The organism is Paenibacillus sp. NEAU-GSW1 (assembly GCF_009737085.1).
Lineage (GTDB): Bacteria > Bacillota > Bacilli > Paenibacillales > Paenibacillaceae > Pristimantibacillus.
In genome coordinates this window covers 1-16,457 of sequence record NZ_WOVL01000041.1, presented here as the reverse complement: position 1 = coordinate 16,457, position 16,457 = coordinate 1, and the positions used below count along the sequence as shown (strand labels likewise).

Annotated in this window: 18 protein-coding genes and 1 pseudogene; 16 read left to right on the top strand and 3 right to left on the bottom strand. The window is 49.7% G+C overall.

What is annotated here, in order from left to right:
• From GOM71_RS22520 to GOM71_RS22510, 3 genes are read left to right on the top strand one after another with little or no spacing between them, the layout of a single operon-like run.
• The gene (locus GOM71_RS22520; RefSeq protein ID WP_156285245.1) at nucleotides 1–723 is read left to right on the top strand and encodes a PspA/IM30 family protein; all 723 of its coding nucleotides are present in this window, start codon (nucleotides 1–3) and stop codon (nucleotides 721–723) included.
• 18 nt (nucleotides 724–741) lie between these two features.
• Entirely contained in the window at nucleotides 742–1,791 is a 1,050-nt protein-coding gene (locus GOM71_RS22515) for a sensor histidine kinase (RefSeq protein WP_483311063.1), read from the top strand.
• Between the two features lie 56 nt (nucleotides 1,792–1,847).
• Nucleotides 1,848–2,507, top strand: coding sequence for a response regulator (locus GOM71_RS22510; protein ID WP_483311062.1), 660 nt, complete (start codon nucleotides 1,848–1,850; stop codon nucleotides 2,505–2,507).
• Between the two features lie 70 nt (nucleotides 2,508–2,577).
• Here GOM71_RS22510 and GOM71_RS22505 read toward each other — a convergent pair whose 3' ends face one another.
• Both GOM71_RS22505 and GOM71_RS22500 read right to left on the bottom strand, forming a co-directional pair.
• The gene (locus tag GOM71_RS22505) at nucleotides 2,578–2,820 is read right to left on the bottom strand and encodes a hypothetical protein (protein WP_156285241.1); all 243 of its coding nucleotides are present in this window, start codon (nucleotides 2,818–2,820) and stop codon (nucleotides 2,578–2,580) included.
• Nucleotides 2,821–2,914: 94 nt separating this feature from the next.
• The gene (locus GOM71_RS22500) at nucleotides 2,915–3,280 is read right to left on the bottom strand and encodes a hypothetical protein (RefSeq protein WP_156285239.1); all 366 of its coding nucleotides are present in this window, start codon (nucleotides 3,278–3,280) and stop codon (nucleotides 2,915–2,917) included.
• A gap of 122 nt (nucleotides 3,281–3,402) precedes the next feature.
• On the opposite strand from GOM71_RS22500, the gene GOM71_RS22495 reads away from it, so the two are divergent.
• From GOM71_RS22495 to GOM71_RS22460, 8 genes are all read left to right on the top strand, one after another.
• Nucleotides 3,403–4,221: a YwmB family TATA-box binding protein gene (locus GOM71_RS22495; RefSeq protein ID WP_156285237.1), complete on the top strand. Its 819-nt coding sequence runs from the start codon at nucleotides 3,403–3,405 to the stop codon at nucleotides 4,219–4,221.
• Between the two features lie 117 nt (nucleotides 4,222–4,338).
• Entirely contained in the window at nucleotides 4,339–5,895 is a 1,557-nt protein-coding gene (gene zwf / locus GOM71_RS22490; RefSeq protein ID WP_156285235.1) for a glucose-6-phosphate dehydrogenase, read from the top strand.
• Between the two features lie 68 nt (nucleotides 5,896–5,963).
• Nucleotides 5,964–7,556, top strand: coding sequence for a peptide chain release factor 3 (locus GOM71_RS22485; protein ID WP_156285233.1), 1,593 nt, complete (start codon nucleotides 5,964–5,966; stop codon nucleotides 7,554–7,556).
• A 168-nt stretch (nucleotides 7,557–7,724) separates the two neighbouring features.
• Nucleotides 7,725–8,063 carry a hypothetical protein gene (locus GOM71_RS22480; protein WP_156285229.1) on the top strand — a complete coding sequence of 113 codons (339 nt, stop codon included), beginning with the start codon at nucleotides 7,725–7,727 and terminating at the stop codon, nucleotides 8,061–8,063.
• Nucleotides 8,064–8,211: 148 nt separating this feature from the next.
• Complete coding sequence (locus tag GOM71_RS22475; protein ID WP_367649755.1) at nucleotides 8,212–9,225, top strand: LacI family DNA-binding transcriptional regulator; 1,014 nt, start codon at nucleotides 8,212–8,214, stop codon at nucleotides 9,223–9,225.
• A 56-nt stretch (nucleotides 9,226–9,281) separates the two neighbouring features.
• On the top strand, nucleotides 9,282–10,448 hold the full coding sequence (locus GOM71_RS22470; protein ID WP_156285227.1) for a Gfo/Idh/MocA family protein: 1,167 nt from the start codon (nucleotides 9,282–9,284) through the stop codon (nucleotides 10,446–10,448).
• A gap of 76 nt (nucleotides 10,449–10,524) precedes the next feature.
• Complete coding sequence (locus GOM71_RS22465) at nucleotides 10,525–11,217, top strand: ThuA domain-containing protein (RefSeq protein WP_156285225.1); 693 nt, start codon at nucleotides 10,525–10,527, stop codon at nucleotides 11,215–11,217.
• Nucleotide 11,218: 1 nt separating this feature from the next.
• Nucleotides 11,219–12,325, top strand: coding sequence for a Gfo/Idh/MocA family protein (locus GOM71_RS22460; protein WP_156285223.1), 1,107 nt, complete (start codon nucleotides 11,219–11,221; stop codon nucleotides 12,323–12,325).
• Nucleotides 12,326–12,917: 592 nt separating this feature from the next.
• On the opposite strand, the gene sspI is transcribed toward GOM71_RS22460, so the two are convergent.
• On the bottom strand, nucleotides 12,918–13,154 hold the full coding sequence (gene sspI / locus GOM71_RS22455; protein ID WP_156285221.1) for a small acid-soluble spore protein SspI: 237 nt from the start codon (nucleotides 13,152–13,154) through the stop codon (nucleotides 12,918–12,920).
• Nucleotides 13,155–13,271: 117 nt separating this feature from the next.
• On the opposite strand from sspI, the gene GOM71_RS22450 reads away from it, so the two are divergent.
• The 5 genes and pseudogenes from GOM71_RS22450 to GOM71_RS22430 all read left to right on the top strand — a co-directional run.
• Nucleotides 13,272–13,982: a potassium channel family protein gene (locus GOM71_RS22450; RefSeq protein WP_156285264.1), complete on the top strand. Its 711-nt coding sequence runs from the start codon at nucleotides 13,272–13,274 to the stop codon at nucleotides 13,980–13,982.
• Nucleotides 13,983–13,988: 6 nt separating this feature from the next.
• The gene (locus GOM71_RS22445) at nucleotides 13,989–14,807 is read left to right on the top strand and encodes a TrmH family RNA methyltransferase (protein WP_156285219.1); all 819 of its coding nucleotides are present in this window, start codon (nucleotides 13,989–13,991) and stop codon (nucleotides 14,805–14,807) included.
• A 335-nt stretch (nucleotides 14,808–15,142) separates the two neighbouring features.
• Nucleotides 15,143–15,448 carry a rhodanese-like domain-containing protein gene (locus GOM71_RS22440; protein WP_156285217.1) on the top strand — a complete coding sequence of 102 codons (306 nt, stop codon included), beginning with the start codon at nucleotides 15,143–15,145 and terminating at the stop codon, nucleotides 15,446–15,448.
• A gap of 3 nt (nucleotides 15,449–15,451) precedes the next feature.
• On the top strand, nucleotides 15,452–15,853 hold the full coding sequence (locus tag GOM71_RS22435) for a rhodanese-like domain-containing protein (protein ID WP_367649754.1): 402 nt from the start codon (nucleotides 15,452–15,454) through the stop codon (nucleotides 15,851–15,853).
• Nucleotides 15,854–16,179: 326 nt separating this feature from the next.
• Nucleotides 16,180–16,457: pseudogene (locus tag GOM71_RS22430) on the top strand (IS1182 family transposase); the annotation flags it as partial.

Genomic DNA, 16,457 nt, shown 5'->3' with positions numbered 1-16,457 from the left:
ATGGGAATTTTTAAACGGATGAAGGATATGACGAAGGCCTCGGTGAATGAGGTATTGGATAAAATTGAAGATCCGGTTATTATGCTGAACCAGTACTTGCGTGACATGGAAGGCGAGATTCATCAGGCTGAAGTGACGGTTGCGAAGCAAATGGCTAACGAGCGCCGCATGAAGCAGCGTCTGGAAGAAGCGGTTCGCGGCGCTGCCGACCGCGAGTCGAAAGCAGAAGCGGCTCTTCGCTCGGGTCATGAGGAGCTTGCCCGCAAGCTGCTTGAAGAGAAGCTGTACTTCGAGCAAAAAACAGCCGAATATACGGAATTGCATGCACAGACAAAAGCGCAAGCAGAAGGCTTGATGCAGCAGCTGCATGAAATGAAAGAAGAGTTCTACCAGCTTCGCAACAAGCGTAATGAGCTTGCGTCCCGCGCTCAAGTAGCGAAAGCGCAGAAGCAAATGGCTCAGCTTTCCTCGAATCACACGATCGACAGCGGTACGGCATCAAGAGGCTTCCAACGCATGGAAGAGAAAATTTTGCAGCTTGAAGCGGAAGCGGATGTGCTTCGTACGCCTTATGCATACGGCAAAGCCGGTTCGACAACAAGCTCGGTTAGCGCCGTTGATCTGGAGAAACGTATGAAAGTTGACGAACAGCTTGAAGCGCTTAAAAACAAGCTGAACAAATCAGCTGCTCCTGCAGAAGCAGATACTGATTTCATCGAATAGTGGAATACTAAAGCGAGCATGAGGCAGAGCGGACCGGTATTGACCGGTCTGCTCTTGCCTGCTTATCCGGGGGAGTGGAGCTTGATGGCGGATCAGAAGCCGTCCGAACAGCAAACGAATGAAGCCGCAAGACGAAGAAATATAACCGAGACGGGCTTATGGCTGCTCATTATTGTGAGCTTGGTTGTGATCGTGCTGCAAGGTTTCGGTTATGTGAAGCTATTTACGCTTCAAGGGAAGTGGGCGGTAATCGGTTTATCGATTATCGGCGCATCAATGGCCGCTGCCGCTTTGGCCGGCTACTTGCAAAATTCAAAGCTGAAAGCAGCTTTGCAACGTTTAACAGAACAGCAGCGCAAAAAAAATATTCGTGTTACGATAGACTCGGATGAAGAAACGAACGAACGAGAGCAAGGAGAAGATTCGGAGGATGCTATTTGGACGGAGAAGGTTAAGTTCTCCGCGGTCATCGAGGAACGCCAGCGGCTTGCCCGCGAACTGCACGACGCGGTGAGCCAACAGTTATTTGCGATTTCGATGACGGCTACTGCAGTCAGCCGCACGATTGAACGGGATTGGGAGCGAGCCCGCAGACAGGTGCAGCTGATTGAAGAAATGGCGGCTGTTGCGCAATCCGAGATGAGGGCGCTGCTGCTGCATTTGCGGCCGGTCCATTTGGATGGTAAAAACTTAGCGATGGCGCTCACGGTGCTCGTTGAGGAATTAAAGCAGAAAGTGCCTATGGAGATCCAACTGGCCGTTGATGAAACGATTATTCTGAAGCCGGATGCGGAGGATCATCTGTTCCGCATTGCGCAAGAGGCATTGTCCAACACGCTTCGGCACTCCAAAGCGGAGCATATGGAAATTAGGCTTTACCGTGAAGAGCATGAGGTTCGAATGCTAATTGCGGATGACGGCGTAGGCTTCGACGCGGAAGCGAAGAAGCAAACTTCTTATGGGTTGCTGACAATGGAGGAGCGAGTCAATGAGCTGGGCGGGTCATTACATATGATCTCCAAACCGGGAGCGGGCGCAACAATTGATATTCGGATTCCTTTTGAATAGATGCATTCATATGACATAGGATTATAAAAGAGGAAGCGGTGAGGGGAATGGAGCCGATGGAACAATTGAATCAGCGTATCAAGGTGCTGCTGGTGGACGATCACGAAATGGTGCGGATCGGTCTTGCAGCGGTATTGGATACGGAGGAAGGAATCGAGGTCGTCGGCGAAGCCAGCAACGGTTTTGACGGAATCCGATTGGCGCAAGCCTATAAGCCGGATGTCGTCCTAATGGATCTTGTCATGGACGGCATGGATGGCGTGGAGACGACTCAAAAGCTGCTTGAACTTTATCCCGACTGTAAAGTTATTGTATTGACAAGCTATTTGGACGACAGCAAGCTGTATCCGGTAATTGAAGCGGGCGCTTTCAGCTATTTGCTCAAAACATCTCGCGCAACGGAAATAGCCGACGCGATTCGCGCGGCCTCGCGGGGCCAGTCGGTGCTAGAATCGCAGGTGGCTGCCAAAATGATGAACCGGCTGCGTCAGCCGAAGCAGGCGATGCAAGCGCCTCTGCATGAAGAGCTGACCGATCGCGAGATGGATGTGCTGAAACGCGTTGCCCAAGGCATGTCCAATCAAGAAATAGCCGACGAGCTGTACATCGGGATAAAAACGGTCAAGTTTCATATTACGAACATCTTTAATAAACTTGGAGTCGATGATCGGACGCAGGCGGCTATTTATGCGCACAAGCAAGGGATCGCGGAGTAGAGCCAGCCAGATAACACCGATACAACCGGAAATAAGGTTGATCGGTGTTATTTTCATTTGGTAAAATGAGTTAAACATAGAAGTCGATGTGAAGCCCTCGATCTTCCGAATCGGAATAAGGGGATGCCGGGCCGTGCGGCTTTTGCTGATGTACGTTCCACTGCCTCTTCGACTGCTTTTTAAGCTGCGGCTGCTCTTGGGGCAATATCGGCTTCTCATCGCGGTATGGATAATAGGAATAACGGGTTGCAGCTTGAATCGGTTCGACGCGGTCTGCAACCCTTGCTGCCGGTGTAACGGATCGGATGAACATCGTGCGGCCTCCTAAATCAAAGTCACTCGACTTCATCCTACGCCAGTCTGCGCGCAATGTCTGACGAATGCCGTTGTCGACTCTCGTCTATCCCTTAGAGAAGAAGGAATAAAAAGGAGACACGAGCCATATCTAAGGCAATAGGCCCGCCGCCGAATGGCGAATGAGAGAAGGCGTAATCATAGGGATTGAATGGGTATGATGATTGCGTTGGAACCGCTTCTTGCTCTTCGGCTTGCGCTTTTTTGACTTTTTTGCCCGCCCGCTGCTTTTTGCTTTTGACTTTTTTGAGCTCCGCTTCATTCCCGCCGCTTGCCGAACGATCATTCAGCATCAGCTTCCCGTCGCGGCAATAACTAAGTACTCCAACATGGCGTGTGCCGTCATTCAACACTGCACAAACCGGCATTCCGCAAAAATGCTGTATGACATCTTCCTTTAATGGATAGATTTGTTCCATTCTCGCTGCCCCCTTAGTAAATTAAATAATCGATTTGCATCCAGTATATTCACCCACAGGCGATTGCGTATGGTCATTTACCTATAATGCATTTATTAAGATGCGATGAGGAGGCGATATAGATGTCGTCTATGTACACGTCCATAAGGGCAAAACGAAAACAGCAGCTGCGGACGAGAGCGGCGATTTTAGCAGCTATTGTGGTGTTGATAGGCGGTGGCTTGTGGTCAGCAGCGCAGCAACGCGAAGTGAAAAAGGACAGGCAGGAAAATAGCGTTTTGCAGCATGATCTAAAGTTGCTGTGGAAGTGGTCGGACAAGCTGTTCAAGGATGGCGCTGATTCGGCGGAATGGTCGTTCCGCTGGGATGCAGAGGGAGAAGAGGCAACAGTCGAGCGGCTTGTTCAGATGCTAACGGATGCGGATGAAAATTTAAAAGAGGGCATGTTATATGTGGATGGCGCTGACACGGCGTCAATCGAAATGCCGTCCTATGGCGGCTTGTTGACGATTCATAGCATACCGTCCGGACAAAAGCGCAAAGCGATTTTGCTGTATCAATCCAACATAAACAGCAGCGATGCCGGGATGCAGGCCGGGCTTAACGAGGCGATTGCAAAGGTTGAAGGCGTGTTACTTCAAATTGGAGCAGACTATACGGAAGGAATGAGCGTACGGGGAACAGCAGATCGTAAAGATGCAGTGGAGCGTCTTGCGAGTGATGCGAATGCGAAACAGCTGGACCGGTACGATGACGGCGGCACGGTCAGCGCTTCATTTTATACCGAGGGACTGTATATATCGACACCGATTGCGGAAGGCTCGAGAAAAAGAGTCAATCTGCAGGGAGCCCTTCATCAGGACACTGATACAGGGGAGCAGAACCTCATTATCGGCGTTCCGCTTATCACTGGCGATTACTCCGTTTCCGGCAATGATTAGAAGAAATTAAAGCCTTAATTAGTTTTTTTTATGAACGAGATGAATAGCGGATTAAGGATTAATATGTTAAACTACATAGCATGTAAAACTATAAAAACATAGGGAAGAATGAGGAATATGAACCATACTTCAAATTTGGATGCAACCGTAGGACAAGGCGCCGTATACTACTTGTTCGGGGCTACGGGCGATTTGGCAAAACGCAAATTGTTTCCGGCCTTGTTCAGCTTATATAAAGAAGGCAAACTGTCCGAAAACTTTGCGGTTGTGGGGTTAGCCCGCAGAACCCGCACGAATGAGCAATTCCGTTCCGATGTTTATGAATCGATCGTTCAATTTTGCCGATATAAAGCGGATGACGCCGAACTGTGGAACAAATTCGCCGAGCATTTCGAATATATGCCTCTCGACATTAACAATGTAGAATCATTCCGCGAGCTGGACAAATTGTCGACCGAGCTCGACGCGAAATTCAATATTCCGGGCAACCGATTGTTTTATTTGGCGCTGGCGCCTGAGCTTTTCGGGCCCGTTTCCTTCAATCTTCGTGACGGAGGCATGCTGGAGTCCAAAGGCTGGCATCGCGTCGTGATCGAGAAGCCGTTTGGCTACGATCTGGAAACAGCGCGCAAGCTGAACGACCAAATTAGACAAGTGTTCAAAGAAGAAGAAGTCTATCGGATTGACCACTATCTTGGCAAAGAAATGGTACAAAACATTCAAGTGATTCGTTTTGCGAACGCCTTTTTTGAGCCGCTGTGGAACAACAACCATATTGCTAACGTACAAATCACATTGTCCGAAACGGTCGGCGTAGAAGAGCGCGGAGGCTATTACGATAAATCCGGCGCATTGCGCGATATGGGCCAAAATCATATGCTGCAAATGCTGACGATGATTGCGATGGAGCCGCCTAGCCGTTTGCACGGCGAAGACACTCGCGACGAGAAGGTGAAAGTGCTTCGTTCCTTGCGTGCTTTCAATTCGCATGACGAGGTTCGCAGCAATGTCGTTCGCGGCCAATACAGCGCCGGAGAATGGAACGGCAAAGCGCTGACAGGCTATCGCCAAGAGGATTCCGTCAATGAGAGCTCGAATACGGAAACGTATTTTGCAGCGAAAATTGCGGTAGACAACTTCCGTTGGGCGGGGGTTCCGTTCTACATTCGCACAGGCAAGCGCCTTCCGGTGAAAACGACGGAGGTCGTAATCGAATTTAAATCGATGCCGCAAAATGTCCTGTTCGCACAGCGTCATGATCTTGCGCCGAATTTGCTTGTCATTCGTGTCAATCCGACCGAAGGCATCTATATTAAAGTAAATGCGAAAACGCCTGGAGCAGACAATTCGGTTCAACCGGTTGCGATGGAATTTTGCCAAAGCTGCCAGATCGGCTTGAACACGCCTGAAGCTTACGAGCGCCTCATTCATGATGCGGTTCGCGGCGATTCGACGTACTTTACCCGTTGGGATGAAGTTGCGCAAGCTTGGGAGTTCGTTGACCGCATTGCTGCGGCATGGCGTGCCGATGAAGGCGATTTGAAGCAATATCCTGCAGGATCTTGGGGACCGGAAGCAGCCGATGAGCTGCTTGCGCGCGATGGCTTCCACTGGTGGCCGGTTAACGGTCAAGACGAAGATAACGTGATATGGATTTCCAATAACGGCAAATAAGGTATTCGAGACGTCTCATCGTTCATTACTGGCGGTGAGACGTTTCATAATGAGAAGGGAAGGCAAGCATGAGCCAATCGTTAAGCAAGGAAATTACACAAGAAGTCGATAAGCGCCGTACGTTCGCGATCATTTCTCACCCGGACGCAGGTAAAACGACGCTGACGGAAAAGCTGCTGTTATTTGGCGGCGCGATCCGTCTGGCAGGTTCGGTTAAAGCGAGGAAAGCAAGCCGGCACGCAACATCCGACTGGATGGAAATCGAGAAGCAGCGCGGTATCTCGGTTACGTCCAGTGTGATGCAATTTGATTACTTGGGACATCGCGTCAACATTTTGGATACGCCGGGTCACCAAGACTTCAGTGAAGACACCTACCGGACACTGACTGCAGCAGACAGCGCCGTCATGTTGATAGACGTTGCAAAAGGCGTCGAGGCGCAGACGATCAAGCTGTTCCAAGTATGCCGCAAACGCGGTATTCCGATCTTTACGTTTATTAATAAGCTGGACCGCGAAGGACAAAGCCCGTTCGAGCTAATGGAAGAGCTGGAGCGCGTGCTCGGCATCCGTTCGGTTCCAATGAACTGGCCGATCGGCATGGGACGCGAGCTTTGCGGCGTTTACGACCGGATGAAAAACCAGGTTGAGCTGTTCCAGGGCAATGACCATAGCACTATTGAAGTACGCAAGGTCGAAGATTACAACGACCCGATCATTCGCGAGATGGCTGGCGACTATTTGCATGACCAGCTCGTTCAGGATCTGGAGCTGCTTGACGTAGCGGGCGATCCGTTCGACTTCGATAAAGTTCGCGCAGGCGAACTGACGCCGGTCTTCTTCGGAAGCGCAGTTAACAACTTCGGCGTGCAAACGTTTCTTGAAAACTTCCTGCAACTGGCGCCGAAGCCGGCTTTGCGTATGAGCACGGACGGACCGATCGAGCCGACGAATGAGAAGTTCTCGGGCTATGTATTTAAAATTCAAGCGAACATGAATCCGGCGCATCGCGACCGCATCGCATTTCTTCGCATTTGTTCGGGACGCTTCGAGCGCGGCATGAGCGTCCGCCATGTGCGGGCAGGCAAAGATATCAAGCTTTCGCAGCCTCAGCAATTTTTGGCGCAAGACCGCGATATCGTTGAGACGGCTTATCCTGGCGATATTATCGGCCTGTTTGACCCGGGCATTTTCCGTATCGGCGATTCGCTGTCGCAAGGATCGGAGATCGTCTTCGACGAGCTTCCGACGTTTTCGCCGGAAATTTTCGCTAAGGTTACTGTTAAAAATGCGCTTAAGCATAAGCAGTATCAGAAAGGGATCGACCAGCTGACGGAGGAGGGCACCATTCAAGTGTTCCATTCCGCCGGCGGCTTCGAGGAAACGATTCTGGGCGTTGTCGGACATCTGCAGTTCGAGGTGTTCGATTATCGGATGCGCGGCGAGTACGGCGTAGAAATTCAATTGCACCGGATGCCGTTCCAGTTCGCACGCTGGATCGTTGACGATACGAATAAAATTGATCCGACGAAATTTCGGATTAACTCATCCCTAGTCAAAGATAAAAAAGGCAATTATGTCGTCTTGTTCGAGAACGAATACGCGATGAGAACGGCGATGGATAAAAATCCGACGATGAAATTTTTGGAGACGGCACCGTAAAAAATATAAAGAGATCTGAGTATAGATTACTCAGGTCTCTATTTATTTGACTTAAATGTATAATAAAGTATTGTCTAAATTGTGTCCAAGGTACTATAATATAAATATATTATCGTATTTTGGAGAAAATCACCGAAATAAATAGGGATTAAGATGGAGGTGAATAAGATGAGTAATTCATCTAGAACATTGAAATGGGTGACAGGAGCTCTCGAGCTTTTTCTTGGGATTCCCATACTAGGTGGGCTGATTGTCATGGGATTGTGGTACATTCCATTGGGCGTTATGCTTATCCTTCACATTGTAACTCTTGTGATCAGCAGCAATGAAAATCAGTCGAAATACGGAAGTATACTCGGTCTCATCACTAGCTTAGTTGCATGGATTCCAATTGTAGGTATGATCATGCATATTATTTCGGGTATCTTGCTGATGGTTAGCGCAGCAACGTCAAAGTCAAAACCTAGCCACCATCAGATTCAACCTCCTACGCCTAATAGTTTTTAATTCGAGAAGAATCTTCACCGCTCTAATTGCGGAAGAAGATTCTTTTTATATTTTATAAGTTTATTGACTAAAAAGCGCTTTCATGCAATAATGTACGCGTGTACATTACAGTCATAAGTTGAATTATGGAATTCGAGGTTGATGCGTTATTCGAAAGGAAGTCGCAAGGCTTGCAGGCGTTTCGGAGGCGACCGTATCGCGGGTGCTGAACAATGTAGGACCGATTAAGCCAGAAACGCGAGATCGGGTGCTGAAGGCAGCGAAGGAGCTCGGCTATGTTCCTAATGCGCTGGCTCAACGTCTTGCGCGGCGGAAAAGCGGAAATATCGGAGTCATCGTTCCGATGGTGCCGAAGGTGCATCTATTCTCGACCTACTATTTTGCGGAAATATTGAGCGGAATCGGAGATGCGGCAAAGCAATGCGATTATGATCTGCTTCTTATTTTCAGAGAGATGGATGGCCCTCGCGACTACGCCAAGCTGTTCCGCACGCAAAAGGTGGACGCTTGCGTCGTGCTAGGCGCACAGGATGTTCCGGAGGAAAAGGAAGCGCTGGCTGCGCTAAGAGACGGAGGCTATCCGTTTTGTCTCGTTAATCAGCGGTTTCCAGAGGAAGGGTTTCTGTCGGTCGACGCCGATCATCGGCGCGGCAGCTTTGAAGCCGTGATGCATTTGATTGAAGAAGGGCGCAAGCACATCGCCTTTCTGAACGGTCCTGAAGTGTATTCAAATAGTAAAGACCGGTTGGAAGGCTACGTCAAGGCGCTTGAGCAATCCGGACAGCCGCTCGAGGAGGAGCTGCTCTTCTTGGGCAATTACAGCCGCAAAAGCGGTCATGAAGCAGCGGGCCGAGTGGCGGAACTGTATCAGGCTGGCAAGATCGATGCCGTATTCGCCGCTAATGATCGGATGGCGATCGGCTTGATGGACGGTTTGCGCGATTACGGCTTTGAAGCGGGAAAACAGCTGGCAATTGTCGGATATGACGATTCTGACAGCTCGCGAATCGTTAGTCCGAAGCTTTCAACGGTGTCGGTTCCTTTCTACGAAATGGGCAGGGCGGCGGCGATGCGCCTGCTTGCGCCGCAAACGGAAAAAGAAGCAATGCTGGAGCATGAGTATTTGCTGCCGGTACAATTTGTACACCGGGAAACCTCGTAACAGATGGATAGGGCAAGACAACTATATACGAATGATAAGAAGGGTGGCAAACGAGGATGAAAAAAGTACGGGTCGGAATGGTTGGCTACAAGTTTATGGGAAAAGCGCATAGCAACGCGTATCGGGCGCTGCCGATGTTTTTCCCGAAAGCGGCGGCGAAGCCGGAAATGACAGCGATCTGCGGACGCAATCCGGAGGGCTTGGAGCAAGCGCGGGCGCAATTCGGCTGGGAAAGCAGCGAAACGGATTGGCGAGAGCTTATTAAGCGAGAGGATATCGACTTGATCGATATTAACGCTCCAAGCGACGCGCATAAAGAAATTGCGATCGAAGCGGCTAAAGCCGGCAAGCATTTGTTCTGCGAAAAGCCGCTGGCGCTGACGCTTGAAGATTCTAAAGAGATGCTGGAAGCAGCGGAAAGCGCCGGCGTGAAGCATATGGTCGGCTTCAACTATCGTTTCGCGCCTGCGGTTCAATTGGCGAAGAAGCTCATTGACGAAGGCCGTCTCGGCAAAATCTATCATTTCCGCGCTGTTTTTCTGCAGGACTGGATTATTGATCCGGACTTCCCGCTCGTGTGGCGGCTGCAAAAGGAAATTGCCGGTTCGGGTTCGCACGGCGACCTTGGCGCGCATCTGATTGATATGGCGCGTTTCCTCGTTGGCGAATTTGGCGAAGTTGTCGGCATGGGCGAGACCTTCATCAAGGAGCGTCCGATCCCAAGTGCGATGACGGGCCTTAGCGCGAAAGGTTCAAAGGATGCGCCGCGCGGCGAAGTGACCGTAGACGACGCTACGCTGTTTATGACCCGTTTCGAGAACGGGGCGCTCGGCAGCTTTGAAGCGACGCGGTTTGCTGCGGGACATCGCTGCACGAATGCTTTCGAAATAAACGGCAGCAAAGGCAGCGTGAAATTCGATTTTGAGCGAATGAACGAGCTTCAGGTTTATTTTACCGACGATGCCGAAGATGTGCAGGGCTTCCGTCGCGTACTCGCTACCGACGCAGCCCATGCGTATATGGACGCTTGGTGGCCGGCTGGCCACACGATTGGCTACGAGCACACGTTTACGCACGAGGTGCTGGAGCTGATGCAGGCAATCGCCGAGGACCGGCAGCCAGTGCCGAACTTCCACGACGGCGTGAAGTGCCAAGAGGTGCTGGAAGCGGTAGAGAAGTCGGTTAATGAGCGCCGCTGGGTATCGCTAAAAGAGCTGCAATAGAGCTGCTGACCGAGCTGAGGCTGTGTGTTATGCAACGATTTATTATTAAATCCGCACAAGGGAGAATTAGCCTACAATGAAGAAAGCGTTGATCGTATGGGGCGGCTGGGACGGACATCAGCCCAAGGAAGTTGCCGGTCTTTTTGAAGAAGTGCTCGTAAAGGAAGGGTTTGAAGTTGAAGTGTCGGATACGCTGGAGGCGTTTGCCGATGCGGAGAAGCTAAAAGCGCTTGATCTGATCGTACCGGTATGGACGATGGGCAAAATCGACGACAAGCTGGTTGAGAACGTATCCGCGGCGGTGCAGAGCGGAGTCGGTCTGGCTGGCTGCCACGGAGGCATGTGCGATTCGTTCCGCGAGAATGTGGAATGGCAATTTATGACCGGCGGTCAATGGGTCGCGCATCCGGGCAATGACGGCACGAATTATACGGTAAATATGAAGCATAGCTCCAGCACGTTGACGGAAGGCATTGCGGATTTCGAGGTATGCAGCGAGCAATATTATTTGCATGTCGACCCGGCGGTTGAAGTGCTGGCGACGACTCGTTTTCCAGTGGCGGAAGGCCCTCATTCGTTGAACAGAGCCGTAGATATGCCGGTTGTATGGACGAAGCGCTGGGGCGTAGGCCGCGTGTATTACAATTCGCTTGGCCATCAAGCCAATATTGTTGACATGCCGGTTGTTAAGGAATTGATTCGCAGAGGCTTCCTCTGGTGTGCGGAAGGCAAAAAATCAGCAGCGGGAACTAACGGAGGAGAAGCTTGATATGAGCAAATTGAAAGTCGGCATTATCGGTACCGGCAATATCAGTTCGGCTTACTTAAATAATGGCTCCCAATTCGAGTCTATGGAAATCGTCGCTTGCGCTGATCTTGATGTAGCGCGGGCGGAAGCGAAAGCCGAGGAGTTCGGCATTCGCGGCTGTTCGGTCGAAGCGATGCTAGCCGATCCGGATATTAAACTCATTATAAACCTGACGATCCCGCAAGCGCATGCATCCGTCTGCTTGCAGGCGTTGGAAGCCGGCAAACACGTCTATGTTGAGAAACCGTTCGCAGTCACTCGCGAGGAAGCGCAAGAAGTTCTCGCTTTGGCGGAGAAAAAAGGCTTGCTTGTCGGCAGCGCGCCGGATACATTTCTTGGCGGCGGCATTCAAACAAGCATTAAGCTTATTGAAGACGGCTGGATTGGCACGCCGATTGGCGCGACCGCATTTATGATGTCCGGCGGTCATGAAACCTGGCATCCGTCTCCAGAATTTTATTATCAAAAGGGCGGCGGTCCGATGTTCGATATGGGGCCGTACTATATAACGGCGCTTGTCGCTATGCTCGGTCCAATATCCCGCGTCACAGGCTCGGCGCGGAAATCGTTTGCTCAGCGGACGATTACGAGCCAGCCTAAATACGGACAGCAAGTAGAAGTTGAAGTGCCGACGCATGTGGCGGGCATTCTTGATTTTGCCGCTGGCCCGATCGGTACGCTGCTAACTAGCTTTGATGTGAAAGGCGGTTCAGTTCTGCCGCGTATTGAAGTATACGGCAGCGCCGGTACGCTGCAGGTTCCGGACCCGAACACATTCGACGGACCGGTTCGGCTTTGCCGCGCGGGTTCAAGAGAATGGGTCGACATTCCGCTTGCATACGGCTTTACGGAAAATTGTCGCGGCATTGGCGCAGCGGATATGGCTCAAGCGATATTAACCGGCCGCAAGCAACGAGCAAGCGGAGAGCTAGCCTATCATGTGTTGGAAGCGATGCACGGCTTCCATGACGCTTCCGAGCAAGGCGTCCATTATGCGATGAAGAGCACCTGCGAGAAACCGGCGTTATTGCCGCTTAAAGCTGGCTTGGAGCCATTCCGTATCGGATAAGAACCAGCGTTTTACTCGCAAGTTATATGAAAAATAGCGTTGCAGGGACTATCCTTGCAGCGCTATTTTTGGCTTTGCTTCTTTGCTCTGCTGCTGTTCACGGCTTCTTGCGAAGAAATAACACTGTGTGACAGCGTTATTTCTTTTATTTTGCGTGCATGCGGGAAAATAACACTGTGTGATAGCGCTATTTAAAAATATCAGGGCCAAAACCCTCTTCTTCTAAAAAATAACGCTGTGCAGCAGTGTTATCTTCTCAATTTTGTGTGCTTGCGGGAAAATAAAGCCGTGTGACAGCGCTATTTCGGTCCGTCAATCGTTGTTTTTACTGGGAGAAGCTGATGAGGCGATGATAACATGCGCGATTGAAGGCAGGAATAGCCGCTTTGCCCCAATAGGTACGTATGGCTTCGCTTCATCCAGCGAAAGCCTGCGGCATCGCAGATGAAGTCGGTTCCATCTAGCCAGGCAAAGCGGCTGATTTGATCCCTGGTAGATCACTATAATGGACATCCTTGAGTTTACACATACGCTAGTTGATTTCTAGCTTGTGTACACAGCGGAGAATGTGCTGCTTTATTAGCTATTGAGGTTATGCTTTAGCAGCCGGCTGCAAATGCTGCAAATGAGTGTATAAGGCTTCGACTAGTTTAGATTGTTCTGCGGCATCGATTTGCTTCCAAATCATTTCGAACAGAACGCCGAGACCTGGCAGCGTTCGTTCATCGTTGCCGACGGAATCCTGTATAACTTCCTGGAGCTGCGTTTTGTCATTGCTTTGAACTCGTTGTACAATCGCTTGCCGTAAATCCAAGATTGGCGGTTGCATACATTCCCTCCAAATCGGTTCATAAATCGCGCTAGGACGAATGCTCCGAGCGCGTTCGTTGTTTACTATGCCCCTAATAGCTGTTTTTCATCCGGGCATGTTGGTTATGCTATAATGATGATTAATAAGTGTTCAGGCACGTTGGAAGGGAGCAGAAAACGAGTGGCCAAAAAACAATACGCAGTAATCGGTATGGGCCGATTCGGATCGAGTGTAGCTGCAACTTTGACGGGAATGGGCTTTGAGGTGCTCGCCATCGACTCAAGCGAGCAACGTATTCAGGAAGCAATCAATAAAGTTACGCATGCGGTTTCCGCAGATTCGACGGATGATGAGGCCATGCGTTCCCTTGGTATTCGAAATTTCGATGTGGTCGTCGTTGCGATCGGTCAAGACATCCAGTCGAGCATTTTGACAACGCTGATCTTAAAGGATTTAGGTGTCGGCACCATTATCGTCAAAGCGCAAAATGAGCTTCACGGTAAAGTGCTTTCCAAAATCGGAGCCGATAAAATCATTTATCCGGAAAGGGATATGGGACAGCGGGTCGCGCATCATTTGGTTTCGCCCAATATTTTGGACTATATTGAAATATCCGAGGATTACAGCATCGTTGAAGTAAAAGCACCGAAGGCAATGATCGGCAAAAACCTGGTGCAGCTCGACATCCGCCAAAAATTCAAATGCAACGTGATGGCGATCAAAAATGGTACAGCGATGAACATCGCTCCGTATGCGGACGATATGATTAAAGACGGAGACGTACTCGTCATCGTCGGCAAGAATAAAGACCTATCCAGTTTGGAAATTGCTTATTCGGAAGGCTGATTATCATTGAACACGTATAACCATGAAAAAATAAGCTCATTGCAGAACGAGCGAGTGAAGCTGTGGACCTCCTTGCTCGATAAAAAATACCGCGACCGCACCGGCAAGTTTATTATTGAAGGCGTTCATCTTGTGCAAGAGGCTTTGCAGTCTTCGGCAGTCATCGAGACCATAATTTATGATGGGGAGAGGGGTATCCCTCAAGAGCTAAAGCAGGTTACAGCAACGAACAGTGATTTCAAAGGCGGATCTATTGATTGGGTCGAAGCATCTCCACAGGTGATGGCGAAGTGCACGGGGACGGATACGCCGCCTCCGGTGTTTGCGGTTCTCGCAAAACTGAAATTTGATCAGGCGGAGTTATTTCGTGAGAACAACCTTGTTGTTGTATTGGATGGGGTACGCGATCCGGGCAATGTCGGAACCATCATTCGAAGCGCCGATGCGGCGTTTGCTGGTGCAGTAGTGCTCGGCAGAGGCTGCGTCGATTTGTACAATCCGAAAACAGTTCGTTCAACGATGGGCTCACTCTTCCATTTGCCGATCATCGAGGCAGATTTGGCTGAGCTTTTGCCCGAAGCCAAGGAGCGGGGCGTTAAGCTGGTCGCAACGAGCCTGCAGGCGACGCATACTTGCTATTCGTACAATTGGACGGGAGCTTCCTGGCTGCTGATGGGCAATGAGTCCAACGGGTTATCAGAAGCTGTCCGTGAGATGGCCGATGAGGCGGTCATTATCCCGATGCGCGGACAAGCCGAATCGCTCAACGTAGCAATGGCAACGACAGTGCTATTGTACGAGGCGCTTAGGCAGAGGGAATATTAAGTAATATATATAAATATCAAACCAAAGGCTGGAAAATGATCGGTATTTCACTCGATCGTTTCTCCAGTCTTTTTCTATTCAATTAGCTGGGGGCGGATTTAAAAATGCGCTTAAGCCGAGCAGGCAGAGGGAGCTGTAGTCTAAGCGAATGTTCTCCCGTTAATTGGATGGTTCCTGGGATTGACGAAATGTAAAAACTTTAATATAGTATCCATATACCCAATGGGGTATGCGTCGGTATGTTTTTAAGTTTAATATTTTTTTGTTTTCTATAATACCCAATAGGGTATATGGATTTTTGCTTAAAAATCAATCAATATCAAGGAGGAACAACAATGGGTATTTATAAAGAATTGCGTCCGCACGAGGTGCTGGAGCTTATGGCAAGCAATGAAAAGACGGTCATTCTCGACGTTCGTGAGTCGGATGAATGGGAGGCAGGTCATATACGAGGCGCGAAACATATTCCGCTGAGCCAGATCAACAGAGCGCTGAACGAACTCGATCGTAAGCAAGAAACAATTGTAGTATGCCGCAGCGGAAATCGAAGCGGTAAAGCTTGCGACTATTTATCCTCGCTGGGCTACAACGTGGTGAATATGGCTGGCGGCATGCTGGAGTGGTCCGGGGAAGTCGTATAACGAGTGATAAAGGAAGGTGACGGCATGGAATGGTTTATAAATATCGCTTTAATTATTCTTGTCATTTGGTTTTTTTATTCTCGATTTGCCGGATTGAAAGGTCTAAGAAATTTGACAGCTGATCAATTTCAGGAAGAAATGAAAAGCAATCCGAATAAAATATTGATTGATGTTCGCGAGCCTGCCGAATGGAAGCAGGGATATATTGCAGGAGCGAAAAACATCCCTTTGTCACAAATCAATCAACGAATAAACGAAATTGCTGCCGATAAGGCGGTTTATCTATATTGCCGAAGCGGAATGAGAAGCAAACAAGCGGCTCGCATTCTTCAAAAGCGCGGATACAAGGAGCTGTCTCATCTGCAAGGCGGGATCATGGCTTGGAAAGGGAGAGTCAGCAAATAAAGGGGCTGTCCCATAAGTCATGAAAATGACGATGGGATACCCCTTTTTTTATCTGGGTTAAACAGTAAACTGCTCATTTAAATGTTCTTCCGATCGCCATTGCTCAGGGATTCCTTTGAATCAACGAGGTAAGGTTGGGATCCCTTCACAAAAACGAACGCTGACGCTTCTCCAGAATCATTTAAATGCTCCGTCTACCCTTAACCGTTCATAAATTGCTCAAACAAAAAGAAGCCAACCCTTGTTAAAATGGAGGTACCACCCACCCATTCTAAGTAAAGAGAGGCTTCTTATGTATAAAGAATATACCATGGATAGATCAAGAATTGAATAACATGGACCTCCCGGAGCTCGGAGAGGCTTCTGCTATCACAAGTGAGAAGCTGGAGCAGGCTGTTCAGCAGCTTGGAAACAAGCTTCAAGAAAAGCCGAAAGACAAGCAACTGAAGAAAGCTGTTCGCCTAGTGCGGAAAGACGTTCTCCCACGGTTGCAGAAATATGAAGATCAACAAGCGACGCTCGGAAGCCGCAACAGCTTTAGCAAAACCGACACCGACGCCACATTTATGCGCATGAAGGAAGACCACATGCGCAATGGTCAGCT